Source organism: Vibrio sp. PID23_8 (assembly GCF_003584965.1).
Classification (GTDB): domain Bacteria; phylum Pseudomonadota; class Gammaproteobacteria; order Enterobacterales; family Vibrionaceae; genus Vibrio.
This window is the reverse complement of record NZ_LIXE01000001.1, coordinates 61,781-88,705: the sequence shown is the minus strand read 5'-3', so window position 1 is coordinate 88,705 and position 26,925 is coordinate 61,781. Positions and strand designations below refer to the sequence as shown.

Here is a 26,925-nt window from a genome sequence, read left to right as displayed (position 1 = left end):
GAGCGGATGAGCCCTTTGTGTATTTGAGTCTCTAAATTACAGAGACTGAAAAAGCTGGTGGTAACGCCCTTTCTGAGCAAGCAGAGCTAGGTGGCTACCTTGTTCGATGATCTCGCCTTGCTCCATCAGACAGATGTTGTCCATGCTTTCTAACTCAATCAAACGGTGAGTAATAAATACCACAGTTTTGTTCGCAAAGTGCTCTTTGAACAGTTTCATTACCGTATGCTCAGTGCGTTTGTCCAGGCCTTCGGTTGGTTCATCAAGAAGTAGGATAGGGGCATCGCGCAATAGGGCACGAGCAATACCAATTCGACGCTTTTCGCCACCGGACAGTTGACGTCCGCCATCACCTAACCAAGCGTTCAATCCCGGCTCGTCTAATAGATTCGTTAAATCTACTTTCGTAAGAATATCAGCCAGTTGTTCGTCCGTGGCTTCTGGGGCTGCAAGCAATAGGTTGTCACGCAATGTGCCATTAAGAACATCAACACGTTGACTCACTACTGTGATTGCTGCGCGCAGATCGGATTCGCTCCAATCTTGTAGAGGCGCACGACCGATGCTCACTTGACCTTGGTTTACATCCCAGTAGCGGCAAAGCAATTGAATAAGCGTCGATTTACCAGAACCGGTTTGACCGACAATCGCCGTTTTTGAGCCTAGTGGCAGTGATAGTGTTAGATCTTTCAGTACTTTTTGCTGCCCATCAGGGTAGGTGAAATCAACTTTGTTGAACTCAATATCCAGTGGTTGGTCTACATGTTTTGATGCTTCTGGGAAGACAACGTCTGGCTCAGCTAAGGTGATTTCGTTTAATCGACGTGCTGAAGTCAATGTTTGACCAAGGTATTGGAAAGCGCCTGCGATTGGCATCAGAATTTCAAAACTCGCCATGGTGGCAAACGCAAATAGCGCAATCCAAGGATCTGGCGCACGACCACCAACACCGTCCGCAGCAAACCAAAGCATAGCAACTAAGGTTAAACCATTCGCTAGCATCAACAGACCAGAAGCCATACCTGTTAGGTTAGCGTTGACGAATTGATTGGATAGTAGCTGCTTTTGCTTCTTTAGAATCACATTACGGTAGCGTTCTTCTGCGCCAAATAGGCTCAGTTCGCTGTAACCTTGAAGCCAGTCCAGTGTTGCTACTCGTAACTGTGCTTTATTTTGAGTCAGGTGTTCGCCGTTATTCTTACCAAGTTTGTAGAACAATACCGGCCACACTAGCAGCATTACCGTTAGAGTACCGCCAAGTAATAGGGCAAGGTGCCAGTCAAAGAAAGCAAGCACAGCGGTTAGCGACAAGATGCCAAACACGCCCACAATCACAGGGCTGATCAGACGTAAGTAAACATGGTCCATTGCATCTACATCCGCCACCAGACGGTTTAGCAAATCCGCATCACGCAAAGTCGAAACACGACCGGGGATCAACGGTGCAAGCTTCTTGAAGAAGAAGATACGTAAATCAGTCAGTAATTTGAAGGTTGCGTTGTGGCTAACAACGCGCTCACCCCAACGACCTGCCGTACGTGCCATTGCTGCACCACGAACACCTGCTCCTGGAAGCATATAATTGAAGGTTTCACGAGCGATGGTCAAGCCTGCAACCGCAGCTGCAGAGATAAACCAACCTGACAGCGTTAGCAGACCAATAGAAGCGGCTAGTGTTAGGAATGCTAGGAGCATACCCAGTGACAAACCAAACCAATGCTTTTTATACAGTTTTAGATAAGGGAGTAAATCACGCATCTAAGTTGCCCTTGTCTGATTCACGTTGAGCTAAGTTGGCCGTCAACATTTCTTTAAATAAACCTTCTTGAGACGCCAATGTTGCGTAGTCACCACGTTGAATGATTTGACCTTGTTGCATCACCAAAATCTGAGACACATTCTGCAGTGGTGCCAGCTGATGAGTGATCATCAAATTTGTAGTCGACGCTGTGTATTTGTCGATGCCTTCCATCACAAGTTTCTCGCTACGTGCATCCAAACTTGCCATCGGTTCGTCTAATAGCCAAAAACGACCGTTTTGTAGCATTGCACGAGCCAGCGCGAGGCGTTGCGCCTGGCCCACAGACAAGCCACCTGAGCGGTCAGAGATTTGGTATTCCAAACCGTGCATCTCTACAAACTCTGCGGCGTGAGAGTCACTGAGTACCGAGTGCACTTGTTTGTCTTGAATATCTTGCTTACCAAGCGTGACATTGTCACGAATGCTACCATGTAGAAGCATTGGATTCTGACCAATCCAACTGATCGTCTTACGCCATATGGCTAAATCAAGTTCAGACAATTCACAGTTGTTGATCTTTAAGCTGCCGCTATATGGCATAAAGCCAAGAATAGTGTTTACTAGGCTGGTTTTACCTGCACCACTTGGGCCGACCAATGCTGTACTTTGGTTGGCATTCAATGAGAAGGTGAGGGGACCTGCTAGCTGTTTGCCTTCTGGGCTGAAGATAACGAGATCATTGGCTTCTATATGAATCGGAGCGTTTTGCTCAACAACTTTACTGCCGTTTTTAACTTGGTCTACATCGAGATCTAAGAACTCAACGATGCTCTCTGCAGCGCCAACCGCTTGCTGCTTCGCATGGTAGAAAGTACCAAGGTCTCGCAGTGGTTGGTAAAACTCAGGCGCAAGGATCAGAATAAACAGACCTGCGAACAGCGTCACGCCAGTTCCGTAGTAGCCGAAGTTCAGTTCACCGATGTAGCTGAAACCGAAGTAAACCGCAGTAATGGCAATCGAAATCGAAGTGAAGAACTCAAGCACGGCAGAAGATAGGAAGGCAATCTTCAACACGTCCATAGTACGAGTACGGAACACTTCTGACGCGCCTTTCAATGTTTCAGTTTCTGATGTTGTACGGTCGAACAAGCGGATCGTCGTCATGGCTTGCAGACGGTCGTAGAAATGACCAGAAAGTCGCTGTAGTGCTTTGAAGTTTTTGCGGTTTGCGTCTGCGGCTTTCATGCCAACTAGCGCCATGAATATAGGCACAAGCGGCGCCGTGATTAGAAAGATTAAGCCAGCCACCCAGTTAATTGGAAATACCACCACAAGGATGACGAAAGGAACTAATATAGAAAGCGACATTTGAGGAAGGTAGCGAGAAAAGAAATCTTGCATGTCTTCGACTTGCTCTAGGATCAGTGTTGCCCAGCTACCGGCAGGTTTGCCTTTGATGTATGCCGGACCGAGTTGATGGACTTTGTCTAGAATCAGTTGACGAATATACACACGGATCTGTTCACCGCAACGGTACCCCGCAATTTCGCGCCCCCAAGCACAGACTGCGCGTCCAACTACAGTGGCACCTAATCCAGCAAAATGCCAAACGAGTTCGCTTTTGTCCACATGCTCAATGATTAACTGATGAAGAATGGAGGCGAGCAGGGCTGCTTGAGCCAATAAAAACACGCTTGATAGTACGCCTAGGCCTATTGCAATCATTAACCAGCGCTTGGCCAGTTTACTTTGTTGCTTAAGCCACTTATTCAAGCTGCTTTGCTTTTTCTTATCCATTATGAAGGTTTAATGATAATTGTTTTAATGGGGCAGTAGTATACAAAAGAAAACCCAACGGGAATACCGTTGGGCTATAAGGATATGACACAAATGTGAAAAGTTATTTGTCAATATACCGATTGTGTTCAGTTATTCTGGTAAAGCGTCTAGGAAACGCTCTGCATCAAGTGCTGCCATACAACCAGTACCTGCGGAGGTGATAGCTTGGCGGTAGTTGTGGTCCATAACGTCACCAGCTGCAAACACACCTTCAATACTGGTTTGCGTCGCGTTGCCTTCTAGGCCTGACTTAACGATGATGTATCCATCTTTCATATCGACTTGGCCTTCAAGGATTTGCGTATTCGGTTGGTGACCGATCGCAATGAATGCGCCCATCACTTCTAAATCTTCCGTTGTACCGTTGTTGACATCTTTAATACGGACGCCAGTAACACCCATTTCGTCGCCTAGCACTTCATCTAGAGTTCGATCCGTATGAAGAATGATGTTGCCGCTTTCTACTTTATCCATCAGACGATTCACAAGGATCTTCTCCGCACGGAAAGTGTCACGGCGGTGGATTAGGTGGACTTCTGATGCAATGTTAGATAGGTAAAGTGCTTCTTCAACGGCAGTATTACCACCACCCACAACCGCCACTTTTTGATTACGGTAGAAGAAACCGTCACAGGTTGCGCACGCTGATACACCACGACCTTTAAATGCTTCCTCAGATTCAAGACCTAGGTATTTAGCTGATGCGCCTGTAGAGATTATTAACGCATCACAAGTGTACTTACCAGAGTCACCTTTCAGGCGGAATGGACGTTGAGACAGATCCACTTCATTGATGTGATCGAACACGATTTCTGTTTCGAATCGTTCTGCGTGTTCTTTCATGCGCTCCATCAAGCTAGGGCCAGTTAGACCTTCTGCGTCGCCAGGCCAATTTTCTACTTCTGTTGTTGTGGTTAGCTGGCCACCTTGTTGCATTCCCGTCACAAGCACAGGGTTTAGATTGGCACGCGCTGCGTATACCGCCGCAGTGTAACCTGCTGGACCAGAACCAAGAATTAATAGTTTACAGTGTTTTACGTCGCTCATTATGGCTCCAAAGAGGGCTGAACATTTCTTTCGATTGTATGGAAATTCTTAGTGCTTTAAAAGCATAAACGAAAAGAGCCGATCGAATTATTGGTTATAGGTTAGAACTTGCTTGTGATAGTGGAGCAACTGTACGGGGCAGAATAAAATTCTGTTTATAGTGGAGAACTCTAGTTTCAAATGTTGCATTAGGCTCGTTTTGAACATTTAAACTACGAAGTGATAACTCGGTGGTTTTAAGTATTATTTTTTCTGTTTTGTTGAAGCTATCAACGTCAAATTCTGGTAATTGCAGAATGTTTGCGTATCCTAGAATGTAAATTAAATGTTAACTTAGCTAACCAGGTGTGCCTCATTAAAGGAGCCAATGATGTTACATTCACGTGAGAATACTCTACATTTAACTCAGCTCAGCATGGCTGCGATTGAACAACTTTCTGCTTCCTTTGAAGGCTTACCACGTACCGAGCATGCAGATGGTCAATATCGTTTAAGACGTTACTCTGTTGTTGGTTTTGAAGATGGACAGGTCATTGACTTAAATAAAAACAGCTTTGTGCAATCTTCGGATATCAACCGATTTCAGGGAGATGTGGTTCGTCAATTCGAACCGATCGAGAAAGATATTCTTTTAAGTGAGGGCTTCCGTGAAATGTGCGAGTTGTTCGTCAACGCGAATCACTTGGTCGATGGTCAAGAAATAGAAATTCACCAAATTCGAATCACCGCGATTTATGATGAAACCCAAGTGGCACCAGAAGGCGTACACCAAGACGGTTTCGATCATATTGCTTTGGTTGGAGTGAGTCGCCACAACATTATGGGTGGCGATATCATGCTTTATAGCAGCCATAACCAAGCACCATTCTTCCGCAAAGTGCTTGAGAATGGGGAAGTGGCGATGCTGGCAGACAGCAAACTGTGGCACAATGCTGTGCCAATTCGCTCAGTAATTAATGACCAAGAAGGTCATATGGATGTCTTTGTATTGACAGCGATGGACAAGCGAAATGAACTTCAATCTTAATCAAATCCGAGATCAATTCCCGGCACTAGCGCAATATCACAATGAGCGGCCGGTGACATTTTTTGACGGCCCTGGTGGTTCACAAGTGCCGCAATCGGTGTTGGATAGCATGGTGAACTACCTTGGCCATTTTAATTCCAATCTTGGTGGCCACTACTTCTCTAGCCAAGTGACAGTCAATGTCATGCAAGCGGCACGAGAGTCAGCACAAGCATTACTGAACGCGCCGTCATCCGGTAATATTGTGTTTGGTGCCAACATGACGTCACTGACTTTCCAACTAAGCCGCGCCATTAGCCGCGATTGGAAAGAAGGGGATGAAATCATTGTTTCTGCTCTAGATCATTACTCTAACGTGTCGAGCTGGCAACAAGCAGCAGAAGATAAAGGGGCTGTGGTTCATCAGGTTCGTATTAATGAAGAAGATTGTACACTCGATCTTGAGCATCTTCAGAGCTTATTGAGTGAGAAGACCCGCTTAGTAGCCGTAACCTATGCTTCGAATACGACCGGGTCTATTGTTGATATACATCGAGTGGTTGAGATGGCACACAACACTGGTGCTCAAGTTTATGTAGACGCGGTTCATTACGCGCCGCACCACTTAATTGATGTGCAAGAGTTAGATTGTGATTTTCTAGTCTGTTCGGCGTACAAGTTTTTTGGTCCACACGTGGGCATCGCTTATGTTGCAGATCAATGGCTACACAGTATTAAGCCCTATAAAGTTGAACCTGCAACCAACATTGGTCCGGGGCGTTTTGAAACCGGTACACAAAGCTTTGAAGGCTTAGCCGGCGTGACGGCTGCGGTGGCGTATTTAGCTCAATTTGGTGATGCGGGCTCATCACTTCGCCAGCGTTTAGAACAAAGCTATGCTTTATACAATCAGCATGAACAACAACTGAGCGAGCATTTTTTACAGCGTTTAAGCGCACTTGATGGGGTGAATCTGTTTGGTATTGATAATGAAAGTAGCCAACGAAGAACGCCGACATTTGCGCTTACGTTCGACAAGTACTCACCGGAGTTCATCGCCAAGACATTAGGCGAGAATAACATCTGCGTTTGGAATGGCCACTTCTACGCACTTGCCTTGGTTCGTCAATTAGGTTTAGAAGAATCTGGTGGCGTGGTTCGCATTGGCTGTATGCACTACAACACAACGGCGGAAATCGATATGTTGTTTGATGTGTTGGAAAGGACTCTAGACGCGTAACGCCTATTATTTCCCAGAAAAAATAAAAGCTCGAGCCATGTGCTCGAGCTTTTTGCTTTTCGGTAAGGTCAAAGATGGCTTATGCGCTCACTTCTACTTCGTACGAGGTAAATTTACGCACGTTGATTACGCCAGTATCAAAGATTAGGTACTGACCTTTGATGCCTTGCAGCGTGCCCGTTACGACAGGGTTCTTATCGAAATTGTGCGACGTTATTTTGGTTGGATGTTGCTGAACTGGGTAGCTCAAATCGGTAATGCTTTCACTGAGTACTTCAATCGCGTCTTCACCGTATTGTTGTTTGATCTCAGCAATCTTATCTTCCACCAGTGGCAGAAGTTCAGCAAAGCGGTCTTGCAGTGCGATAGGTTCGCCATCGCCTTTTAGTAATGTACGCCAGTTAGTTTTGTCAGCGATATGTTTTGCTAATTCCACTTCAATCAAACCAGAAATATGACGCGTTTTTACTTTAAAGATCGGTAGACCTTGCGTCGCGCCTTGATCAATCCAACGTGTTGGAATTTGGGTGTAACGGGTGATACCCACTTTTAGGCTTGAAGTGTTCGATAAGTAAACGAAGTGATTTACCATGCAGTTTTCTTCACCCCATTGCGGTTCTCGGCAGGTGCCTTGCTCGTAGTGACAAGTTTCTGGCTTCATGATGCACATATCGCAGCTCGCCAACTTCTTCATACAAACGAAGCAGTGACCTTGAGAATAGCTTTTCTTAGTTTTGTTGCCGCAAGAGCTGCAGTAGATGTTGCCTGTGTGAGTCAGGGTAAGTGTTTGACCAAGAAACAGACTTAAATCCACCTCTTCCTTGCCTACTGGTAAACGGTAGCTGACAGCACCATCAAGAGAAGCACGCATTTTGTTTAGCGTGCCAGTCGCAATTATTGACATGACATTACTCATTATTGTGTTTTTGGCCATTATATCAGAACAGTACCTACGCTGCTCAAGAGGTGAGAGTGTGAACCTTTTCGCAAAGCAGTACTTAATGGAAAATTGATGTTTTATTGGAGTAATATCACGCCATATAATTGTAGTCGGTTTCAAAAATGAGATTTTTTTGGAAAGAGGTGGCAATATCTCTTGATAAAAAACTTAATTTGAAGTTAGAAAAAGCATCAGTACACTGTGCTATATAGCATAATGACAGCTAAATAAGTATAACAACAGCGAAGCTAGGTAATATTGTCAATGAAGCGGATACATAAACTCATTTTTGCACTCTCTATTTTTACCATCAGTTTGGTTGCCATTTATAGTCTGATAGGTGATACGCGAAAGCTTGTGATTACGCCGGACAAATTCAACTTTCATGCGACGAGTGATGCTAGCGCAGGAGGCATGAGTGAAGCTGATATCTCCTATCAAGAAAATGGTTTAACTCTGAGTTGTGATATTAAAAAAAGCCAATATGCTTGGCCATATTGCGGTATCTCAATTTATACCGATGTCATAGAGGCGACAAAGGGCATTGACCTTTCAAACTACCACACCGTCCGACTGAAGTTACGCTATGAAAATGCAGGCGAAGGTGATAAAGAGCTTCGTTTGTATCTGAGAAACTATAACCCCGAGTATTCGAATCCAGATGATGAATACACGATTAAGTACAATGGGATGCAATTTTCACCATCGGACTTTGGTGAAACGATTGAAATTCCAATTAACAACTTGCAAGTGATGACATGGTGGTTGGCTGATAACCATGTCGCGATTGAACATTCGGGCCCAGAGTTTTCCAACATTACTCGTATTGATCTTGCTACCGGGGCGAGTGCAGGCCTTGGCGAGCACAAGATTGTGATTGAGAAAATCGAGTTTGAAGGTGAATACGTAGAACAGTCAACATTACTGTTTGTTCTATTGTTTTCTTGGATGACGCTTGGTCTTGCTTTTTCTCTTCATGAGTTGCGCAAGAGCCAACTGGCTTTTGAAAGGGTGGAGAAGCGTCACCGCCACTTAAAAAAAATGAATAGTACGCTGCGAACTCAGAATTGTGAGTTTGCCGAACTCGCTCACCGAGATGCATTAACGGGTGCGATGAATCGCCATGCTGTTCAAACCTGGTTGGAGCAAAAAGCAAGAGAGGTGAGATGGGGGCATGACTCTTTCTCCGTTCTCTATCTGGACTTAGATAAGTTCAAGAATGTAAATGATCAGTTTGGTCATCAAATGGGTGACGATGTGTTGAGAGAGTTTGTCATGGTCATTGCAAGCTCAATCGAGGCTGAAGACCGATTGGTACGCTGGGGTGGGGAAGAGTTTGTCGTATTTTGCCCAAATACCAATATTGAGCGAGCGGTGAAACGAGCGGAGAGTATTCGTGAAAATGTGGAACGCCATTTGTGGGTTCATGGGGAACCACTAACATGCAGTATTGGTGTGGCTCAAATGCAAAATGAGCGCGTGTCAGAAACGATGGCTCGAGCCGATGAGGTGTTGTACTTGGCGAAGCGAAACGGTCGAAATTGTATCGAAGTAAACTATGGTATGCAAAACCAGCTAGCCATCAACCAGTAAGGTGTTTTAAGGCATAAAAGTGGTCTGTGACCACCAATGATCATCTCTTTGGGGGAAGTGGCGGCATTGGTTTGATGCCGTGGCCAACAGTAAAAATAGAGCAGCGTATGCTGCTCTATTTTTAGGGTTACCAGAATAGCCATGCAAAGAGCGTTAATGCGCCAATGCAAGCAATATTAAGCACAAGACCGATTCGCATCATCTCTTGTTGCTTGATGTGCCCAGTACCGAATACAATCGCGTTTGGTGGGGTCGCAACAGGGAGCATAAAGGCACACGAAGCAGCGATTGCAATCAGTGCAGACAAGATCACCGGGGATAGACCCAGAGCTTCAGCAATAGTGGCAAAGACCGGCACTAGTAGAGCCGCACTGGCCGTGTTACTCGCAAATTCGGTAAGAAATACCACAAACGCCACAACCGCAAGAATGGTCAGTAGAATGCCTGCTTGCTCTAAGAAGCCCGTTAATCCGTGCGCAAGGAAAACGCTGGTCCCCGTTGTTTTAAGCACATTACTCAAACAGATACCACCGCCGAAGAGGATCAATACGCCCCAGTCCGTGGTTTTTTCAATGTCCTTCCACTCTACTGCACGAGAAGCACCAAGCATTAAGATTGCACCCATTGCCACTAACGTATCAAACTTGGCAAAACCACCTAACATGGCGTTGATTGGCTTACTGAAGATCCAAAGCGTTACGGTTAGCAGGAAGATGGCTAACGTGATCATTTTGCCATTGGTCCACTCAACAGGCTCATGGGAAAGTTCAAACGTATGGCCTAAGTCTGGTTTGGTGATGGTATACAATACCAGCACGGCAATCGGTAACAACATCAATGAAATTGGTAGGCCTAATTTCATCCAATCCGTAAAGTTCAATCCGACTTCTGCTGCTGCAATCGCGTTAGGTGGACTACCTACAAGCGTAGCGATCCCGCCAATGGATGCACTGTAAGCAATGCCCAGTAACACAAATAAAAATGTGCGATGATTTTTCTCCGCGTCTAACTTGCTCATTACGCCTAGTACTAGAGGCAACATCATTGCAGTGGTCGCAGTGTTTGAGATCCACATGGAAAGAGAAGCGCTGACACCAAAAAGCATGAACACCGCAACAGACATCTTACCGCGTGCGATAAGCAGTACTTTGTCTGCAATGGCTCTGTCCAACTCTTGTTTGTGCAGCGCTGCTGCTAGAGCAAAACCACCTAGGAACAAGAAAATAATTGAATTGGAAAAGTTGTTCAGTGCAGTTTGGGTATTAAAGACACCAAGAAACACCGCCAGTAGAGGAATCAATAGGGCTGTGATACTGACGTGAATGGCTTCCGTTAACCACAATACTGCGACGAAGACCAAAATGCATAATCCGGTTACGATTTGAGGTTCAAAGGGTAAGGTATTAAATAGAATCACGAACAGCATGATATTGGATGTTAAAATCATGCTGTTGCGAGTGAAGAACCAGTTCTTCAATGTCACAGCGAAAGCGGTCATGGTTATGCTCCTTAGGCTTTGTCTTGTTATTTACTTATTACAGTAAGGTAACTGACTTGTGTGTTTGTTGGGTGGATGTTACACGCAATGAGCAGATCAATTTGTTCTTAATCAAAGTAAGAATAAGAAATTGTGATGTTAAGAATTAGAAATGGGTAGGAAACTACCCATTTATTTTTGGAGTCTGTTGAGGGGCAGAGAAACGCTCGAGGTCGTTGTTATTCCGTAGGGATTTGTCGCTCTTCGGAATGCTCTTCGGCACTCTTATCGACGGTAATGTCGTCTACCGCAACAATGGGCACTTGAGGGCCAAGGAAGCGTGGTTGCGTATTCATGATGTATAAGTCTAGGAAGGCTTTTACTCTTGCGAGTAATTCACGTATACGCATCGATGATTTTTGCTTGCTTGTGGTTGGCCCAGCAGCGGCAAGGCATTGAGCATCAATACTGTAGGCATCGGCAATAAATAGCGCGCGTTCACAATGAAAGCGCTGGGTAACGATAAGAAATCGCTCTGAGGCGAAAATCTTTTTAGCACGGACGATCGAGTCCAATGTGCGGAACCCTGCGTAGTCAAGATGTATCACTTCTTCTGGAATACCAGCTTTGAGTAAATCTCGTTTCATCGTCCAGGGCTCGTTGTAAGAACGATGAGCATTGTCACCACTAAGCAGAAATTGCTTTACTTTACCTTGTTGGTAAAGTTCGATAGCGGCATTGATGCGGTGGGTATAGTAGATATTGAGAATCTTCCCAATGTATTTGCTAGTGCCCAGAACAACGGCAACTTCATGTTGTGGAACTTGTTCATAATCCGTAAAAATTTGCGCTTTTGCTTGAAGCACCACCCACCGGTCGATAGCAATGACAGTGACAACTAGACTGAGTAAAGAGATCGACAAAACCAAGGCCAGACACTTCCATGAAAATTTAAGCTTCCATTTTGACTTCCTACGAGAAAACAGCAAAACGATCGATGTCCTTAAATGAATGTGTATTTCTCATCATATCTGATAGGCACAAAAATTGAGAAGCTCATTTATGCCAAAATATGGTTAAAATAAGATGAAACAGCATAAAAAAACAAAGCCCTCGTAGAACGAGGGCTAATAATTATACAAAGCGTCTCAAGACTTAGAATGCTGTACGCTTGTAGCGACGGTAAACCGGCTGCCAGAACGATTGCTCAATGGCATCATTTAGTGCTTCATCTGTAATTTCGAGTGCAACGCCTTGCTCGATCGCTTTCTTAGCCACGGCAAACGCAATCTTTTTCGATACCAAGTGAATCTCTTCCAGTGGTGGCAGTAATGGGCCTTGACCATGAATTGCTAGAGGGGAACACGTTGCGAGTGCACGGCTAGATTCCATTAGCATTTCATCAGTGACGCGTTTGGCATTTACCGCAAGTACACCGAGACCAATACCCGGGAAGATGTAGCTATTGTTACATTGAGCGATAGGGTAGCTGCGACCTTCATGAACGACAGGTTCGAACGGACTTCCCGTTGCAACCAGAGCTTCACCGTTTGTCCAACGGATGATGTCGTTTGGTGTCGCTTCTACACGGCTGGTCGGGTTCGAAAGTGGGAATACGATCGGACGCTGACAATGTTTATGCATCTCTTCGATAATTTCTTGGCTAAATAAGCCCGGAGCACCAGATACACCGATAAGGACGGTTGGTTTGGCATTACGAATGACGTCCAGCAGTGAGAAGGCATTTCCTTCATTTTCCCACTCCTTAGTGTTGTCGAACTTCTGAACCAGACGCTGTTGGAAATCAAGAAGGTTAGGCATGCCTTCTTGTAGCAGACCCCAGCGGTCAACCATGTAAACTTGTGAGCGTGCTTTCTTATCTGAAATACCTTCCGATACCATTTGTGCAATGATTGCTTCCGCAATACCGCAACCTGCTGAGCCAGCGCCCAGGAATGTAATACGTTGGTCAGAAAGCTTCGTACCTGCCGCTTTACAAGCCGCAAGCAAAGAGCCCACAGTAATAGCAGCGGTACCTTGGATATCGTCGTTAAAACAACAGATGCGATCTTTATAGCGTTCCAATAAAGGCATTGCGTTTTTCTGTGCAAAATCTTCAAACTGGATTAATGCATCTGGCCAACGACGTTGCACCGCTTGAATAAATTCATCAACGAACGCGTCATAATCTGGCCCGGTGATACGAGGGTGACGCCAGCCCATATACATTGGGTCTGCCAAGCGCTGTGGATTGTTAGTACCTACATCAAGCACGATTGGCAGAGTATAAGCAGGACTAATCCCGCCACATGCTGTGTAAAGGGATAGCTTACCGATTGGAATGCCCATGCCGCCAATACCTTGGTCACCCAAGCCCAAGATACGCTCGCCATCCGTCACTACGATAACTTTAACATTGTGGTTAGCAGCATTGTTTAACACGTCATCAATACGATCACGGTTCGGATAAGAAATGAACAGACCACGTCCACGACGATAGATATTCGAAAAGTTTTCACAAGCCGCCCCTACCGTAGGGGTATAGATGATAGGCATCATCTCTGAAATGTGGTTTTGCACTAAACGGTAGAATAGGGTTTCGTTCGTGTCTTGGATATTGCGCAGGTAAATGTGTTTGTCCATGTCACTTTCGAAACTTTTATACTGCTGATACGCACGTTCTACCTGTTCTTGGATGGTCTCGGTTGTCTCAGGTAGAAGTCCTTCTAAGTTAAATGAACCGCGTTCTTCAGTAGAGAATGCGCTGCCTTTATTTAAAAGTGGAGTTGCCAAAAGAGCCGGACCCGCAAATGGGATATAGAGTGGGCGCTTGTCGTTGTTCATTGGGTGCCTTAAATGTAGGGTTGAAGGAAGCATGCAAAATTCTAACGGCTTCACTATTTAGTTGTAAACAATCGTTGATGTACATCAACGTAATGTCGCAAAAAAAATCAGTTGTAGATGAAAATATCGTCTGTAAGTGATGCGTAGTGACTTTTTAAAATACGACTGATGGGCTTTGATTATCAAAAGAACAGGCGACTTACCAAAATCCGCTGATGGTTTCTCTATAAAACAGAGCAGCGGAATGGGCCTACCTTGTTCCCTCTCTGTGACGTCATCAGCCAATTTGCTAAGTAATAATCTGACCTATTAGCGACCTAGGTTGGTATAATACTTCGCAGTTATTTATCACGATGTGACCTTTATGTCTCCATTACCTATCGATGCTTTACAAGCTGAATTTGACCAACTCATTAATCACCATCATCTAGTGGTAGAAGCCGAAACCGGTTCGGGTAAATCCACGCGTTTACCGTTATGGGCGGCCAATCATGGTCGCATACTGGTGATTGAGCCACGTCGAATCGCGTGTACGTCATTAGCAGAGTTTCTTGCGGAGCAATCAGGAGAGTCTTTAGGTAAAAAGGTCGGGTATGCCATCAAGCTTCACGCTCATTTTGATGAAAATACCCAAATCGTATTTGTGACCCCTGGTGTCGCTTTACGTTGGTTTGTGGAAGATAAACTTGCTCGCTTCGATATTGTTATGGTGGACGAATTTCATGAACGCCGCTGGGACACTGATCTCCTTACCGCCATTTTAAAGCAAGAAAAACAACATCGCTTGATTGTGACTTCAGCCACATTAGAGGGCGAAAAGCTGGTGTGCTATTTGGACGCCAAGCGCCTGCGTTCCGAGGGGCGCTGCTTCCCTGTAGCAGTGTCACATCGGTCTCTTGATAGCCGTTACTTGCCAAACAAGAAAGGTTGCGAGACTGACGTCGTCAAAACGGTAAAAGAAGTGTTGGAAGACGAAGAGGGCGATGTCCTTGTTTTTCTACCGGGTCGCAAAGAGATAACTCAATGTTGGCAGATGCTTCAAAGTCTGGATGATGTGCTGGTGGTCAAACTGCACGCGTCAGTCAGTGATGAGGAGAGACATAGGGCATTAACCATCCAAAAGCAACGTAAAATCGTGTTGGCGACCAACGTTGCAGAAACCTCGTTAACGATACCGAATATTCGAGTCGTCATTGATAGTGGATTAGAGCGCAGAACCGTTCAACGAAATGGGCGCACGGCACTCACGTTAACCAATATTTCTAAAGCAAGTGCAGCACAACGAATGGGCCGTGCAGGTCGTGTAGCTGAAGGGATATGCATTCGCTTATTCGGTGAACATGCGCCACTGGAGCTTGTGACGCCTCCCGAGCTTCACCGCGAAGAGCTTGTTGAGCCAATGCTTGCAGCAGCATGTTGCGGTTACCAACTTTCTAAGCTGCAATTTCTCGATATGTTGCCAGAAAAGTCACTGACTTCTGCATCCCAAACGCTGCAAGCGATGGAAGCGATAGATGAGCATGGTGACGTGACTGAGCATGGTCAAAAAGTTTATCCATTACCAATTGATGCCTTGTTCGCTGATTTAGTGACGCGCATTCACGCCAAAACTGAAAAAGAAGCCATGATTGACTTAGCTGCAGCATTATCTGTGCCTGCTCAGATGTATCAATTGCAAGGTGGGGAGTCAGCTGAAACACTGGCACAGCAAGAACCTTTTGGTTGTGATGCATCGTTGATGATTCGCTTAGTGCGAGGAGAACAACTTCCAGGTGTAAGCATCGATGCTAGCGTGCTGGAAGAGGCTCAAGGTTTAGCTACGCAGATGCGAGAAGTGTTTGAACTGCCTGAACTTGAAGTAGCTTCGCGATACAAGCGAGACGAACTCATCAAAGCCATTGCTAAACTGCACCCGGAGTTAGTGTTTGTACGTCGAGAACGTAGACGTGATGCATTGGGCAATGGTGTGATGGAAATGATGGTCGGTCGCAATAGCCGATTTCCAGAAAAAAGCGAAGCCGCATTGGTTTTAGACAGTCATAGCGTACCAGGACGAGGGGTGAAACAAACGCTTAATCTCGCCTCTGTTATGTTACCTGTACCACTTAATTGGCTTCGTGAGTTAGCGTTAGGTGATTGGCAGCAAGGCGAAACCAATTATGATGAACACGAACCGCGAGCCACCATGCATTTGGTTTATGCAGGGCGAACCATCTGTACGGAATACCAAGCACTCCAAGGCGAAGTGGCCGTCCAATCGATTGTTGAAATGATTGAAGATGAAACCTTGTTGCCAGGATTCGCACCGTTAAGAAAACAGCAGATCCAACATTGGAAAATCTATAACACACTTGGAAGGAATCCATATCCAGTCGATAAAACGGCTCTAGACGCATTGTCTTTTTCTACTTGGGTAGTGGAACAGTTGGAAACATTGGGCGTTGAGGGCATTGAAGATATCGGCTTGTTTGAAGCGGATGATATCCCGTTCGAAGGTATTCCGGATTGGGAATATGAAGATTTTGCTGAGCAGTTCCCGCTTAAACTTGTTTTGGCCGAGCTTAAGTTGGATGTGGAATACTTTGTATCGCGCAAGTTGGTGCATGTTGTTTATAGTGGTGGGGGACGCAAAGGCGATCCTAAACGCTGGGAATTGCCTCGCTGGATAGGTTGGAAAGTACAATACAAAAAAGCCAGTCGAGTTGTTGATGTGAAGTAGGCGTTCGGAAAGATAATTGCTTAATTTTTTTCCTTTGCAATTTATGGCCAATATCTTAGCGATAAGGAATGATATTGCCGTTCAGTTTGGGCGGTGTAAAGGAAAACGAAAACGATGAAGTATAAAGTGATTCCACTACTGTTATGTCCCGTATTGGCTTACGGAAAAAGCATAACGCACATTTTAACCTATGAAGACAACGATGTTTTAGGTACCTACACCTCATACATCAATCAAAACGCATACAATGAACTTGGCTCTGAAATGGACTCTTTGCAACATTTTGAAGTCAAGTTTCAAAATTTCGTATCTATTCCATTTTATCGATTCAATTCAGGTACTGCTCTGATGGGCTCGTACACTCAGAAGTCTCTTTTGCAACTTGCTCATTCTGGCATCTCTTCTCTTTCAGAGAGTCTAACTACAAACCACAAGTGGTCTTAGCCCATCAAACAAATATGATGTTATATAACCATCTAGAAATAGGTTATAGACATGAGTCGAATGGTCAATCGAGTAAACTGTCTCGTTGTTGGGATAGATTTTACATTGCGGCAGAACGATTACGCCCACTCCCAGAGCCGAATTGGACTCGGTATTCGTTTGGTGAATTTATAGAGTCTTTTCATTGGCTTGTTGATTTTACCTCGTTTTTTGTTTCAGTATGAATTAGTAATCAATTGAACGCATATATATAGCTAAGCTGTACATCATTTGTTACAAAGTTGGTTTTAATATTTCCTTTTGAATTTAAATGCGGAAATAAAAGACTATTGTTTTATATCCTATTGCTATATCAAAGTAATTGTACGATATTTTGTATAACTCATTTTTAGAGTTTCGAGGCATAGGATGGAACAACAAGGAAAGATGTGCATTGAATTCGATTACACCAGTTTTTTAGGTGCAACAGGCGCTAAAAAGTGGACCTTTTTAGAAGCTTTTGCCACTATCGCACCTATTTTTGGCCTATTGTGGAAACAGAGCATCGCGGAATTAAGCAAACCTGAAGATCGCCTTTGGGATGCTGCATTGAAATCGATGTCTTCACGCCAAAGCGATGAATTCAACTTGGTGATACTAGCTAAGCTAGCAAAGCATGAAGGGATTCAAGAACTACGCGTAGTGATGCCTTATTCGTTAGACCCAAAACAAATTGAGTACATTGAATCTAGAAGTAAACTAAAAGTAGATACCACAGAACAAGATGTATTGAATCTAAAGCTCTAACGATAATCTCCAAAAAGCGACCGTAAATCGGTCGCTTTTTTTATACCGTCAATAGACCCAAGCAAGTTACGCTTTCTTTACTGGAGCGCTTAGTCAACCAGTCCGTAGTCTTTACTTAAAATCTCGATGATTTCAGCTTTCGGGTTGTCGCTTAGCTTAATTGGTTGGCCTGTGATCTTTTCGGCGATGCCAATGTAAGTGCGAGAGATGTCCAGCAAAGACGCAACTGGCAGTGCGTTATCGCGAGCCAGTGCTTCACGCTCAGGCATGCGTTCTTTGTTCAGCAGGATGTCTGGGTCAGGGAAGTGGTTAAGCAGAAACTGACGGAAACCTTCTTTCGAGTTTTCCACGATGTTGCCCGCTTGGTATGCTTTCGTATCCCAAATACGTGATGAATCAGGTGTACCCACTTCATCCATGTAAATCAGTTTCTCGTTCCCTGCTGCGTCGTGTACGTAGCCAAATTCAAATTTAGTATCAACGAACGTTTGGTCAATTGTTTCAAGAGCATGGCTGATAACGTTGAAGCCTTCTTTAAGCAACTTCTCGTATTGTGCGATGTCTTCTGCACTAGAGAAATTAAACGCCTCAAAGTTATCCACGATGTTTTGACGAGTGATGTTGACATCATCCGCTTCAGGAACACCAGGAATATCTTTTAGAGTGCCTTTGGTTGACGGTGTCATTAGTAGCTCAGGTAACGCTTTGTCTTTCTCAAGGCCTTCCGGTAGTTGAATACCGCAGAACTCACGTTCACCGTTCGCATAAGCACGCCACATAGAACCAGTAATGTATTTACGGCAGATCGCTTCAATTTTAACTGGCTTGGCTTTTTGAACGATCCACACGAATGGGTGAGGGATGTCTAGAATATGGCTATCCGCAAGACCGTTGTCTTTGAACAATTTGAACCAGTGATTAGAAATCGCGTTAAGAGCTGCGCCTTTACCTGGAACGCCTTTTAGCCCACCTTCACCATGCCAGATACAATCAAACGCGGAGATACGGTCACTGATCACCATGATTGCCAGTGGGGCATCAGGAGCGACATCGTATCCTTTTTCTTTGATCAGTCGTGCGCTGTCTTCTTCAGTTAACCAGTAAACGGAGCGAACTTTTCCGCTATGAACAGGTTTGTGGGTGCGAATTGGCAGGTCGTCATTGACGGCAAGTACTTGATTGGCAAGGCTCATTTCGGCATTCCTATCATCTTAATCAAACGTCATAAAGAGAAGATATTCAGTGAGAATGATTCGCTGAATAAATCGAATGAGGGCATCATACCAGAACTATTTTTACGCGCCAGAGAAAAAGCAAACGTTTGCCTTAATTTGTTGCAGCATAAAAAAGCCTCCTTTAATGGAGACGTGATGCAGGATGAATAACGTCGATCTTATTAATGATACTTGTTTATTCTGCCTTCGACGAAAAAGACTTCACACTGATAACGCAGGGCAATATCGCGAAGCATTGATTGATTCATCAGCGCAATATTGTTCGATGCGACAATGGCACTGGCGTTCCCAGACTGAATCGCTTTAATCACAATTTCCACTTCAGAAAGCTGTTGAGAAGACTTCATCTGAATGATGTTTTGACAGCGAATGTTAGACGCAGTAAGTTGCTCAAAATCAGGACGATGGCACTCCGCAGTAAACAGGATCCACTGTTGTTGCTGTGACAATACTGCCAACTTAGCAAGAAGCAGGTCAGACACATCCATAGGCTGTGTTGCTTGTGACAATACGTTGTAGCGAGAGTATGTATGAAATTGACTTTGTAACTGCATCCTACTGTTCCTTTATACATGCTGTGTATATATACAGTAGTTTGTTTTTGATGTCTGATCAACCAATTTTTTATGCACCTAGTGGACTTTTGTTTATACAATTTTGAAATGTTCGGTTTAAGTTGTTGAATATTAAAGTTTATATTTTTAAGGTTGTTTTTGGATATGTCTGTTATGGATTTAAAAATGTGATGATAATTACATTCTAAATACGGTATATACAGTGGTTTTTAGTGTGCTATACAGTGCATTTAAGTAATGTGGCTATGCTGGGATAGTAAATGGAAAGGAAAGACGCCGTTAAGAGGATAAATAAGATGTAGCGTCGTGGGGGAGGGGTAGAGCGCGACGATCAAAAAAGCGCCTTGTGAGAAAGGCGCTCTTGAAAATCAGTTCCGTTGATTTACTCTGTCTAATTGGCGTGCGGTGTCATGCGCTCACGCATTTTCATCTCACCTAGATTAAACAAGCGAACATCGATTTTCGCAATGTCGTAGCATGTTTGGCATGAGTGATTGTGCTTGCCATCTAAATAATCGTGACGAGTAATAAAACTTGGTTTTTTACACCAGTCGCAGGTGCCTTCTTCAGTGAACATTGATTTTCTCCCCACCTAGATTAATTATGTGTCGTTAGGTGTCATTTTTCGTGGTTATTATTGCATATAAAACAGTTGAAAGTTAACTGACTGTTAATTTCTTTGAGAGGGAGATCGATTGCGAGCCACTCTTTTTGGGGAAAAAGAGCTCGGATTCAAAAGATATAGAAGTAAACTTTACTCTTTTGTAACATTTTGTGAGATGGTTTTAAATGCGAGATTTAGGCGCTTCATTTCTTCTTCACTTCCTCTTGAGTCAGGGTGATAGAGTTTGGACAATTGTCTGTAGCGCAACTTCACTGTTTTACTGTCTGGAATAGAATGTGGAGTGTACCCAAACATGGCACATGCGACAGCCAGTTTTTGGTTACCAGTTTGCGCTTTTATCTGCTTAAACTCCTTGAATACTTTTTCAAATTGTCGCTTGAGTTGTTTGTTTGCAAACTGTAGTTCATTCACTTGATTTTCTAACTGTTGAGATTTAGCTACTTCGGAAGCTGAATGAATGTGTGCTCGTTTGGAAGACCAACGATAGCCAAATGCGCCACCTCCGATCAAAACAGCCAAACAAAATGTCCCAGCGGCATACCTTATAGTTAAGAACTCAGCCTTTTGTTGCGTTGTGGATATCACTTGTTCTTGCTCTTCTTGAACGATGGCTTTTTTATCTAGATCAACAATCTCTGAGACTTGCTTGGCTCTTAGCTGATTGAAGCGATCCTCCAAAAACTGATTATAGGCTTCTTCTGCTTGAGGGTTTTTGAGTGCGGCGAGTTGGTACCAAGATTCGACGAGGTCAGCCTTCGATACTTGTGCTTGATGATATTGGACAAAGTCTGCCAACAAAAAACCACTATCGGTTGGGTCATTTAAAGCGACAGAAGTGAACCAATAAATTGCTTGTGAGTAATTGATTTCACCAGTGAGACCACGACCGTAATCTGCCGCTAATTGTTTTTGCGCCGGGATATAACCGTGGTAAGCGGATTGTTCTAACCAATAACGTACATCAGAAGGGGAGTCTGGGTTTGGTTTTAGCGCCAGTTGCTGAGCGAGTTCGAACTGAGCTTCAGGTTTTGTCGGATTTTGGAATGCGAGGGCAAGGCTAGATAGGCAGACACTTGAAACAAAGAGAAGAGTCGTGATTCTGAAAGACATTGGGTATGTCAGGTCTAGCGTATTTCACTAGACCTGCTCCGATAATAATGGTTACTACCGGTATGGTGCTACTAAATTACTTCAGTGGCAAGATCTGGATTTCAACACGGCGGTTGCAAGCACGACCTTCAGAAGTTTGGTTTGAACACAGTGGGTTACGTTCACCATAACCACGAGCGATTGCACGGCCAGGTGCAACGTTTTGAGATACTAGGAACTGACGTACTGATTCGGCACGGCGCTCAGATAGTGTTTGGTTGTATGAGTCGCTACCCGTGCTATCGGTGTAGCCATCAATCACTAAGCTTGTATCTGGGTACTCAACGAGGATACGAGCGACGCCACGAAGAGTATTGTGAATGCTTGCATCTAATTGGTAAGAGCTCGATGAGAATCCAATGCCGTTTTCCATGCGAAGTAACAGTTGATTTTCACCAACACGCTCAACTTGTACGCCAGAGTTTAGTAGTGCACGTCGCAGTTCTGCTTCTTGTTTATCGAAGTAGTAGCCAACACCCGCACCGGTTGCACCGCCAGCTGCAGCGCCGATTAATGCGTGTTTGCGACGTTCTTTTGCGTTGTCACCCGTTGCCAAACCGATAGCCGCACCTGCGATTGCACCGATCAGTGCACCTTGTGTCGTCGAGTTTGTTTCGTACTCACCTGTGGTTGCGTTTTGTCGTTGAGTAGCTTGACAGCCTGTAAGTGCCAGCACTAGCGCAAGTGCAATAGACATCTTTTTCAAGGGAATATCTCCGTATAAAACTGAGGCGCAGGCGCACCTCATAATAAGTGTTGGATTATGGATGAATAGTTATTGATATTTGTTATGTGAACGTCAGATTGACTCATGATTGAGAAAGAACTACTTGTTTTCTAACATTCTTCTTGCTTGCTCCCCGCCAACCCCACGGTTAACAGATACTCTGCGACCTTTTTTAAGTCCGACTTCATAATCGGCGGTGAGGTTTTTCATCGCTTCTTTAAGCTGCTTCTTAAATGTTTCACGGTCGATGTTTTTAAATTCTTTATCAATGTAGTTGTTGATTTTGTTGGCAGACTCTTCGTCTGGCGAGATCACGGGCAGTTTTTCTAACGCGCCTTCCACCCAGCCTGATACAAAGGAGTTCACTCGACGGGTCACTTCCATCGAAGAGGTACCAGAACCCGCAAAGCTGTTGCGAAACTGACCTGTGCTCTCGTTCAACTCGCGGTAAATAATGTCAAAAGCAAAGGCCGCAAAAATGGCGCGATCAGCTTCACCGATAAATTCAACGCGCTTAAGCCCTTTATGATTCAACAAAACGGCTTCAACACCAAACTTGGTGTTAATACCACGAATCACACGCAGTAGTGTAGAGCTGATATTCGCTGGCAATAGATGAGAAGATTGAGTTTTCCCCATTTTGATAAACTCAATATCGTCTTTATCTAATCCATATTTGAGCATGAGGTTGTGGGCCATTTTAATGGCGTTAGCAGCCTCATTCACGTTGGCAGAATTACCCAACTCTAAACACTTGGCGATTTTTTTCAGGGCTTTTTGTTTATTCATCGGCGACCAGTAACGAGAACAAAAAATTTATGAAGTCGGCTATATTACCTTTTTTGCTTCAAAAGCGAAACAAGAGGTGAGAGAGAAAGAGGGGGAGAGTAAATAAAGCCCCTAGTGGTAGGGGCTAAAAGTAGTTTGTGATGATGGGGAACTTACAGGCCTAATTGGTCGAGCAGATCATCGGCTTCATTTCTTGAGCTTGTGGACTGCGCTGCGTTATCGGCCATACTTTTGCGTGTAGCTTCTAGAATGTCATCGGGACATTCATCTGCTGCCACTTCAAACTCTTCGAGTTGGATAAACTCAGTTTTGTCCATCGCTAACTCTAGGTAGAAAATATTGTTGTCAGCGGTAGAAAACGTTACACGGCGCGCCTGAGGTCGGTCTAGGTTGGTATCTACTTGCAGAATGACTTGCTTGTTTAGCGCTAGCATCTTTGGTTGATTTTGAGTGATATTCGTTTGCAGTTCTTTGCGAATCTTATTGGTGAAATCACCAACCAGTTGGTTCATCAGTTCACCAAGTACGTTACCCACTTCATCGGAAGTATGTGAAATCGCCAATTCTTCTTCAGGCATGCCCATGTTGCGCATGTAGTTGGTGTAAATCTCTAGTGCTGCTTTTGCTGTAAAGTTAATGACAACCAGACCAGTGAAACCGCCGTCAAACAATACAAAGCAACCAAAATCAGGTTTTAAACTGGTTTTGTTGATCTTTTGCACCATTGCAGAGTAGTTAACTTGTGATGACGTAGCGGACGTGAGGACGCCAGAAACAGACTGGCAAAGTTTTAAAAGAATATCTTCAGTCGTGACAACTTTATTTTTTTTCATTCCGAAAGCTCATAGTGAGATGCTATTTTCTTTTCAATGTAAGCGATTAACGCCTAAGAAATAAAGCATCTTGCATTGAGATTCTGATTTGATCGCTTTTTTAAATGTTGTAAAGTGACGAAATTCAAGGAATATTACCTTATTCGTTCTTCAACCCCGGCTTCTCTCTGAGGCATGAAGCAGGCGGATGATGTTTAGTTATATAACCCGTGGCTGATTGGATCAGCGCAGTAGGGGCAGGAAGCAAATGTTACCAAGATTACACTCGCAAACGGATGTCGATCCTCTTGTTCTTCGTTTTCTCAAAGAGCTTGACCAATCCGGGTTCACTGGCGATATTGAAAGCCAATACTCAAGCCGTCTCGCGGTAGCCACCGATAATAGTGTTTACCAACAACTTCCTCAGGCTGTTGTGCATCCTAAAACCACTCAAGATGTTTCCCTTATCGGCAAGTTAAGCAATACCGAAGAGTTCGAACGCATTACATTTTCTCCTCGTGGTGGTGGCACGGGCACCAACGGTCAGTCGCTGACTAAAGGGATCGTGATCGATTTATCTCGCCACATGAACAAAGTTCTTGAGGTAAACAAAGAAGCAGGCTGGGTTCGCGTTCAAACGGGGGTTGTTAAAGATCAACTGAACGATGCCGTTCGCCCCTACGGTTATTTCTTCTCTCCAGATTTATCGACCAGTAATCGCGCAACGATTGGTGGGATGATCAATACCGATGCTTCTGGGCAAGGTTCCCTAAAATACGGTAAAACCTCTGATCATGTTCTCTCACTGCAAGCGGTCTTCGCAGATGGATCGATTTTGGAATCTGATCTCTCTCATGGTTTACCTCGTAAGGGTGAGTTTGCAGAGGAAGCAATGCGCGTGACGGAGTCGGTTTGTCGTGAAAAGCGTCAGCAGATCAACGATAAGTTCCCTCCACTCAATCGTTTTCTGACGGGGTATGACCTAAAGAATGCCTTTGATGAAGACAAAGATAGCTTCGATATTACCCGCGTATTATGTGGCGCTGAAGGTTCTCTGGCAATTATCACTGAAGCCAAGCTCAACTTAACGCCTATTCCCAAAGCGCGTACCTTGGTGAACGTTAAATATAACAGCTTTGATTCTGCATTGCGTAACGCGCCATTGATGGTAGAAGCGAACGCTCTGTCGGTTGAAACTGTCGATTCAAAAGTTCTTAATCTCGCTAAACAAGATATTGTTTGGCACACCGTAAGTGACTTACTCACCGACGTACCAAATAAAGAGATGCTGGGTATTAACATGGTGGAATACGCAGGTCAGGATGAGGAAGAGGTGACGGCACAAGTCGCTGCGTTGACTGCCAAGCTGGATACCATGTTAGAAACTGAGGAAGCCGGCATCATTGGTTACCAAGTGTGTAGTGATGTCGCCAGTATTGGGCGTATTTACAACATGCGTAAGAAAGCGGTGGGTCTACTAGGGGCGGCGAAAGGTCGCGCGAAGCCCGTTGCCTTTGCGGAAGATACGTGTGTCCCCCCCGAAAACCTGGCGAATTTTATTGAAGAGTTTCGTGAGTTGCTGGATGCGAAATCGCTTAACTACGGCATGTTTGGTCATGTTGATGCGGGCGTATTGCATGTTCGTCCGGCGCTTGACCTGTGTGACCCTCATCAAGAAGCCTTGATGCATGAACTCTCGGATGATGTGGTTAAGCTGGTGGCAAAATATGGTGGCTTGATGTGGGGTGAGCACGGCAAGGGCTTCCGCTCCGAATATGGCCCCGAGTTCTTTGGTGAAGAGCTGTTTACCGAATTACGTAGAGTCAAAGCGGCTTTCGATCCGTACAATAAAATGAACCCAGGCAAGATCTGTACACCATTAAACAGTGATGCAGAGTTGGTCAAGGTGACCGATACAAAGCGTGGTTATTTTGATCGTCAGATTGACGTTCAAGTGCGCGATAGCTTCAAACAGGCCATGGAGTGTAATGGTAACGGCTTATGCTTTAACTACGACACTAGTTCGCCAATGTGCCCCTCAATGAAGGTAACAGCAGATCGTCGCCATTCACCAAAAGGACGGGCGGGTTTAGTACGTGAATGGTTACGCCAGTTGACTGAGCAAGGCATCGATATTCTTGATTTAGAGAAGCAGATACTCGAAAACAAGCCGGCCATCAAAACCATGATCGATCGCGTGCGGCATTCGATTAATCGTCGTCACGAGTACGATTTCTCACACGAAGTGTACGAAGCAATGAATGGCTGTTTGGCGTGTAAAGCGTGTGCCAGCCAATGTCCTATAAAAGTAGACGTGCCAAGCTTCCGCTCTCGCTTCCTCAATATTTACCACTCGCGTTACCAACGCCCGGTAAAAGATTATTTGGTGTCAAACATCGAAACGATGTTGCCTTTCATGGCAAAGGCGCCAAGTGTGGTGAATGGGATGCTGAAGCAGTCTTGGGTACAAAGTTTAACCGCTTCTACTGTAGGTTATCTGGATGCGCCTTTATTGTCTGTTCCAACGTTGAAGGAGCGCGTTGAGTCGTTGACCACGGCTTATGATCTTCAAGCTTTGAGCGGGTTATCATCCGAGGATAAGAAAAAGCATGTACTTATCGTTCAAGATCCATTCACCAGTTACTACGATGCAGAGGTAGTGGAAGACTTTATCAAGCTCGTCAAAAAGCTAGGGATCAATCCGGTACTTCTTCCGTTTAAACCAAACGGCAAAGCGCAGCACATCAAAGGTTTCTTGCGCCAGTTTAGAAATACCGCTCAAGATACCGCGAAGTTCCTGGAAATGGTTGCAGGTTTGAATATCCCAATGGTTGGCGTCGATCCTGCTCTGGTACTTTGCTATCGTGATGAGTATGCAGAGGTCTTAGGTTGCCAGCGTGGTGAGTTTGATGTGCTTACTGCACATGAATGGCTTCACCCAAGATTGAGCGAGTTCGATGTGCATGAGCCAAAAGAGCAAGCGCCTTGGTATTTATTCGCACATTGCACCGAGAAAACCAAAATGCCAAACGCAGAAAAAGAGTGGGGCGCAATTTTTATTCACTTTGGTGCTGTGTTGAAGGCAGTGCCTGTTGGCTGTTGTGGTATGGCGGGGACATTCGGTCATGAGGTGGATAAATTTGCAATCTCGGAAGATATTTATGACCTGAGTTGGAAACCAAACTTGGACAAAGTCGACAACGAGAGATGCTTGATTACGGGCTATTCATGTCGAAGCCAGGTGAAGCGTTTTGAAGGCATCAAACCTAAGCACCCAATACAAGCATTACTAACGCTTATATAGGGTTAGCGAATCTACACTTTCATAAGGATATGA

The 26,925-nt window shown here is 44.7% G+C and carries 20 protein-coding genes and 1 pseudogene; 7 read left to right on the top strand and 14 right to left on the bottom strand.

Features of this window, described 5'->3' with window-relative positions; genetic code table 11:
* Positions 1 to 36 precede the first annotated feature (36 nt).
* The 3 genes from cydC to trxB form a co-directional block, all read right to left on the bottom strand.
* Complete coding sequence (gene cydC, locus AK966_RS00375; RefSeq protein WP_119463327.1) at positions 37 to 1,758, bottom strand: heme ABC transporter ATP-binding protein/permease CydC; 1,722 nt, start codon at positions 1,756 to 1,758, stop codon at positions 37 to 39.
* Entirely contained in the window at positions 1,751 to 3,538 is a 1,788-nt protein-coding gene (cydD, locus tag AK966_RS00370) for a heme ABC transporter permease/ATP-binding protein CydD (RefSeq protein WP_099078740.1), read from the bottom strand. The genes cydC and cydD overlap by 8 nt, the downstream gene beginning before the upstream one ends.
* A 132-nt stretch (positions 3,539 to 3,670) precedes the next feature.
* Complete coding sequence (gene trxB, locus AK966_RS00365; protein ID WP_119463326.1) at positions 3,671 to 4,627, bottom strand: thioredoxin-disulfide reductase; 957 nt, start codon at positions 4,625 to 4,627, stop codon at positions 3,671 to 3,673.
* A gap of 370 nt (positions 4,628 to 4,997) precedes the next feature.
* On the opposite strand from trxB, the gene AK966_RS00360 reads away from it, so the two are divergent.
* Together AK966_RS00360 and AK966_RS00355 are read left to right on the top strand one after the other, a co-directional pair.
* Positions 4,998 to 5,654 (top strand): 2OG-Fe dioxygenase family protein, encoded by a 657-nt coding sequence (locus AK966_RS00360; protein WP_172438082.1) that lies wholly within the window; start codon positions 4,998 to 5,000, stop codon positions 5,652 to 5,654.
* Positions 5,638 to 6,873 (top strand): cysteine desulfurase-like protein, encoded by a 1,236-nt coding sequence (locus AK966_RS00355; RefSeq protein ID WP_119463325.1) that lies wholly within the window; start codon positions 5,638 to 5,640, stop codon positions 6,871 to 6,873. Before AK966_RS00360 ends, AK966_RS00355 begins: the two co-directional genes overlap by 17 nt.
* A 79-nt stretch (positions 6,874 to 6,952) precedes the next feature.
* Here the strand turns inward: AK966_RS00355 and AK966_RS00350 are convergent, their stop codons facing one another.
* A complete protein-coding gene (locus AK966_RS00350; RefSeq protein ID WP_119463324.1) occupies positions 6,953 to 7,777 on the bottom strand; it encodes a DUF2797 domain-containing protein in 825 nt (274 codons plus the stop codon).
* 300 nt (positions 7,778 to 8,077) lie between these two features.
* On the opposite strand from AK966_RS00350, the gene AK966_RS00345 reads away from it, so the two are divergent.
* Positions 8,078 to 9,406, top strand: coding sequence for a GGDEF domain-containing protein (locus AK966_RS00345; RefSeq protein WP_099078745.1), 1,329 nt, complete (start codon positions 8,078 to 8,080; stop codon positions 9,404 to 9,406).
* Between the two features lie 127 nt (positions 9,407 to 9,533).
* Here the strand turns inward: AK966_RS00345 and AK966_RS00340 are convergent, their stop codons facing one another.
* From AK966_RS00340 to AK966_RS00330, 3 genes are all read right to left on the bottom strand, one after another.
* Positions 9,534 to 10,904 carry a DASS family sodium-coupled anion symporter gene (locus tag AK966_RS00340; protein ID WP_099078746.1) on the bottom strand — a complete coding sequence of 457 codons (1,371 nt, stop codon included), beginning with the start codon at positions 10,902 to 10,904 and terminating at the stop codon, positions 9,534 to 9,536.
* Positions 10,905 to 11,122: 218 nt separating this feature from the next.
* On the bottom strand, positions 11,123 to 11,872 hold the full coding sequence (locus AK966_RS00335) for a vancomycin high temperature exclusion protein (RefSeq protein ID WP_099078747.1): 750 nt from the start codon (positions 11,870 to 11,872) through the stop codon (positions 11,123 to 11,125).
* Positions 11,873 to 12,038: 166 nt separating this feature from the next.
* Positions 12,039 to 13,727 carry an NAD-dependent malic enzyme gene (locus AK966_RS00330; protein WP_099078748.1) on the bottom strand — a complete coding sequence of 563 codons (1,689 nt, stop codon included), beginning with the start codon at positions 13,725 to 13,727 and terminating at the stop codon, positions 12,039 to 12,041.
* 364 nt (positions 13,728 to 14,091) lie between these two features.
* Between AK966_RS00330 and AK966_RS00325 the strand changes: the two genes are divergently transcribed.
* From AK966_RS00325 to AK966_RS00315, 3 genes and pseudogenes are all read left to right on the top strand, one after another.
* Positions 14,092 to 16,446 (top strand): helicase-related protein, encoded by a 2,355-nt coding sequence (locus tag AK966_RS00325; RefSeq protein WP_119463323.1) that lies wholly within the window; start codon positions 14,092 to 14,094, stop codon positions 16,444 to 16,446.
* A gap of 114 nt (positions 16,447 to 16,560) precedes the next feature.
* Positions 16,561 to 17,009, top strand: a pseudogene (locus AK966_RS00320) (phospholipase A); the annotation flags it as partial.
* A 289-nt stretch (positions 17,010 to 17,298) separates the two neighbouring features.
* Complete coding sequence (locus AK966_RS00315) at positions 17,299 to 17,676, top strand: transporter (RefSeq protein ID WP_119463322.1); 378 nt, start codon at positions 17,299 to 17,301, stop codon at positions 17,674 to 17,676.
* Positions 17,677 to 17,765: 89 nt separating this feature from the next.
* On the opposite strand, the gene AK966_RS00310 is transcribed toward AK966_RS00315, so the two are convergent.
* The 7 genes from AK966_RS00310 to AK966_RS00275 all read right to left on the bottom strand — a co-directional run bounded on the left by AK966_RS00310 (position 17,766) and on the right by AK966_RS00275 (position 23,609).
* The gene (locus AK966_RS00310; protein ID WP_119463321.1) at positions 17,766 to 18,869 is read right to left on the bottom strand and encodes a phosphoribosylaminoimidazolesuccinocarboxamide synthase; all 1,104 of its coding nucleotides are present in this window, start codon (positions 18,867 to 18,869) and stop codon (positions 17,766 to 17,768) included.
* A gap of 203 nt (positions 18,870 to 19,072) precedes the next feature.
* Positions 19,073 to 19,465 carry a SulA-like leucine-rich domain-containing protein gene (locus AK966_RS00300; protein WP_119463319.1) on the bottom strand — a complete coding sequence of 131 codons (393 nt, stop codon included), beginning with the start codon at positions 19,463 to 19,465 and terminating at the stop codon, positions 19,073 to 19,075.
* A 412-nt stretch (positions 19,466 to 19,877) separates the two neighbouring features.
* Positions 19,878 to 20,063: a hypothetical protein gene (locus AK966_RS00295; RefSeq protein WP_172438083.1), complete on the bottom strand. Its 186-nt coding sequence runs from the start codon at positions 20,061 to 20,063 to the stop codon at positions 19,878 to 19,880.
* A 177-nt stretch (positions 20,064 to 20,240) separates the two neighbouring features.
* Entirely contained in the window at positions 20,241 to 21,221 is a 981-nt protein-coding gene (locus AK966_RS00290) for a molecular chaperone DnaJ (protein ID WP_099078754.1), read from the bottom strand.
* A 76-nt stretch (positions 21,222 to 21,297) separates the two neighbouring features.
* Positions 21,298 to 21,957, bottom strand: coding sequence for an OmpA family protein (locus AK966_RS00285; protein ID WP_409119914.1), 660 nt, complete (start codon positions 21,955 to 21,957; stop codon positions 21,298 to 21,300).
* A gap of 129 nt (positions 21,958 to 22,086) precedes the next feature.
* Positions 22,087 to 22,776, bottom strand: a complete 690-nt coding sequence (locus AK966_RS00280) for a DUF2786 domain-containing protein (RefSeq protein WP_119463318.1) — start codon at positions 22,774 to 22,776, stop codon at positions 22,087 to 22,089.
* Between the two features lie 152 nt (positions 22,777 to 22,928).
* On the bottom strand, positions 22,929 to 23,609 hold the full coding sequence (locus AK966_RS00275) for a DUF3334 family protein (protein WP_099078757.1): 681 nt from the start codon (positions 23,607 to 23,609) through the stop codon (positions 22,929 to 22,931).
* A 247-nt stretch (positions 23,610 to 23,856) separates the two neighbouring features.
* Between AK966_RS00275 and AK966_RS00270 the strand changes: the two genes are divergently transcribed.
* Positions 23,857 to 26,892, top strand: coding sequence for an FAD-binding and (Fe-S)-binding domain-containing protein (locus AK966_RS00270; protein ID WP_099078758.1), 3,036 nt, complete (start codon positions 23,857 to 23,859; stop codon positions 26,890 to 26,892).
* The last annotated feature ends 33 nt before the right edge of the window (positions 26,893 to 26,925 follow it).

Excerpts from the sequence above, each read along its gene's own strand:
- AK966_RS00345 (WP_099078745.1), top strand. The coding sequence starts at position 8,078 with ATGAAGCGGATACATAAACTCATTTTTGCACTCTCTATTTTTACCATC.
- cydC (WP_119463327.1), bottom strand. The coding sequence starts at position 1,758 with ATGCGTGATTTACTCCCTTATCTAAAACTGTATAAAAAGCATTGGTTT.
- AK966_RS00290 (WP_099078754.1), bottom strand. The coding sequence starts at position 21,221 with ATGTCTTTCAGAATCACGACTCTTCTCTTTGTTTCAAGTGTCTGCCTA.
- AK966_RS00340 (WP_099078746.1), bottom strand. The coding sequence starts at position 10,904 with ATGACCGCTTTCGCTGTGACATTGAAGAACTGGTTCTTCACTCGCAAC.
- AK966_RS00300 (WP_119463319.1), bottom strand. The coding sequence starts at position 19,465 with ATGCAGTTACAAAGTCAATTTCATACATACTCTCGCTACAACGTATTG.
- AK966_RS00325 (WP_119463323.1), top strand. The coding sequence starts at position 14,092 with ATGTCTCCATTACCTATCGATGCTTTACAAGCTGAATTTGACCAACTC.
- AK966_RS00355 (WP_119463325.1), top strand. The coding sequence starts at position 5,638 with ATGAACTTCAATCTTAATCAAATCCGAGATCAATTCCCGGCACTAGCG.
- AK966_RS00310 (WP_119463321.1), bottom strand. The coding sequence starts at position 18,869 with ATGAGCCTTGCCAATCAAGTACTTGCCGTCAATGACGACCTGCCAATT.
- AK966_RS00280 (WP_119463318.1), bottom strand. The coding sequence starts at position 22,776 with ATGAATAAACAAAAAGCCCTGAAAAAAATCGCCAAGTGTTTAGAGTTG.
- AK966_RS00315 (WP_119463322.1), top strand. The coding sequence starts at position 17,299 with ATGGAACAACAAGGAAAGATGTGCATTGAATTCGATTACACCAGTTTT.
- AK966_RS00360 (WP_172438082.1), top strand. The coding sequence starts at position 4,998 with ATGTTACATTCACGTGAGAATACTCTACATTTAACTCAGCTCAGCATG.
- AK966_RS00285 (WP_409119914.1), bottom strand. The coding sequence starts at position 21,957 with ATGTCTATTGCACTTGCGCTAGTGCTGGCACTTACAGGCTGTCAAGCT.
- cydD (WP_099078740.1), bottom strand. The coding sequence starts at position 3,538 with ATGGATAAGAAAAAGCAAAGCAGCTTGAATAAGTGGCTTAAGCAACAA.
- AK966_RS00350 (WP_119463324.1), bottom strand. The coding sequence starts at position 7,777 with ATGTCAATAATTGCGACTGGCACGCTAAACAAAATGCGTGCTTCTCTT.
- trxB (WP_119463326.1), bottom strand. The coding sequence starts at position 4,627 with ATGAGCGACGTAAAACACTGTAAACTATTAATTCTTGGTTCTGGTCCA.
- AK966_RS00270 (WP_099078758.1), top strand. The coding sequence starts at position 23,857 with ATGTTACCAAGATTACACTCGCAAACGGATGTCGATCCTCTTGTTCTT.
- AK966_RS00275 (WP_099078757.1), bottom strand. The coding sequence starts at position 23,609 with ATGAAAAAAAATAAAGTTGTCACGACTGAAGATATTCTTTTAAAACTT.
- AK966_RS00295 (WP_172438083.1), bottom strand. The coding sequence starts at position 20,063 with ATGTTCACTGAAGAAGGCACCTGCGACTGGTGTAAAAAACCAAGTTTT.
- AK966_RS00330 (WP_099078748.1), bottom strand. The coding sequence starts at position 13,727 with ATGAACAACGACAAGCGCCCACTCTATATCCCATTTGCGGGTCCGGCT.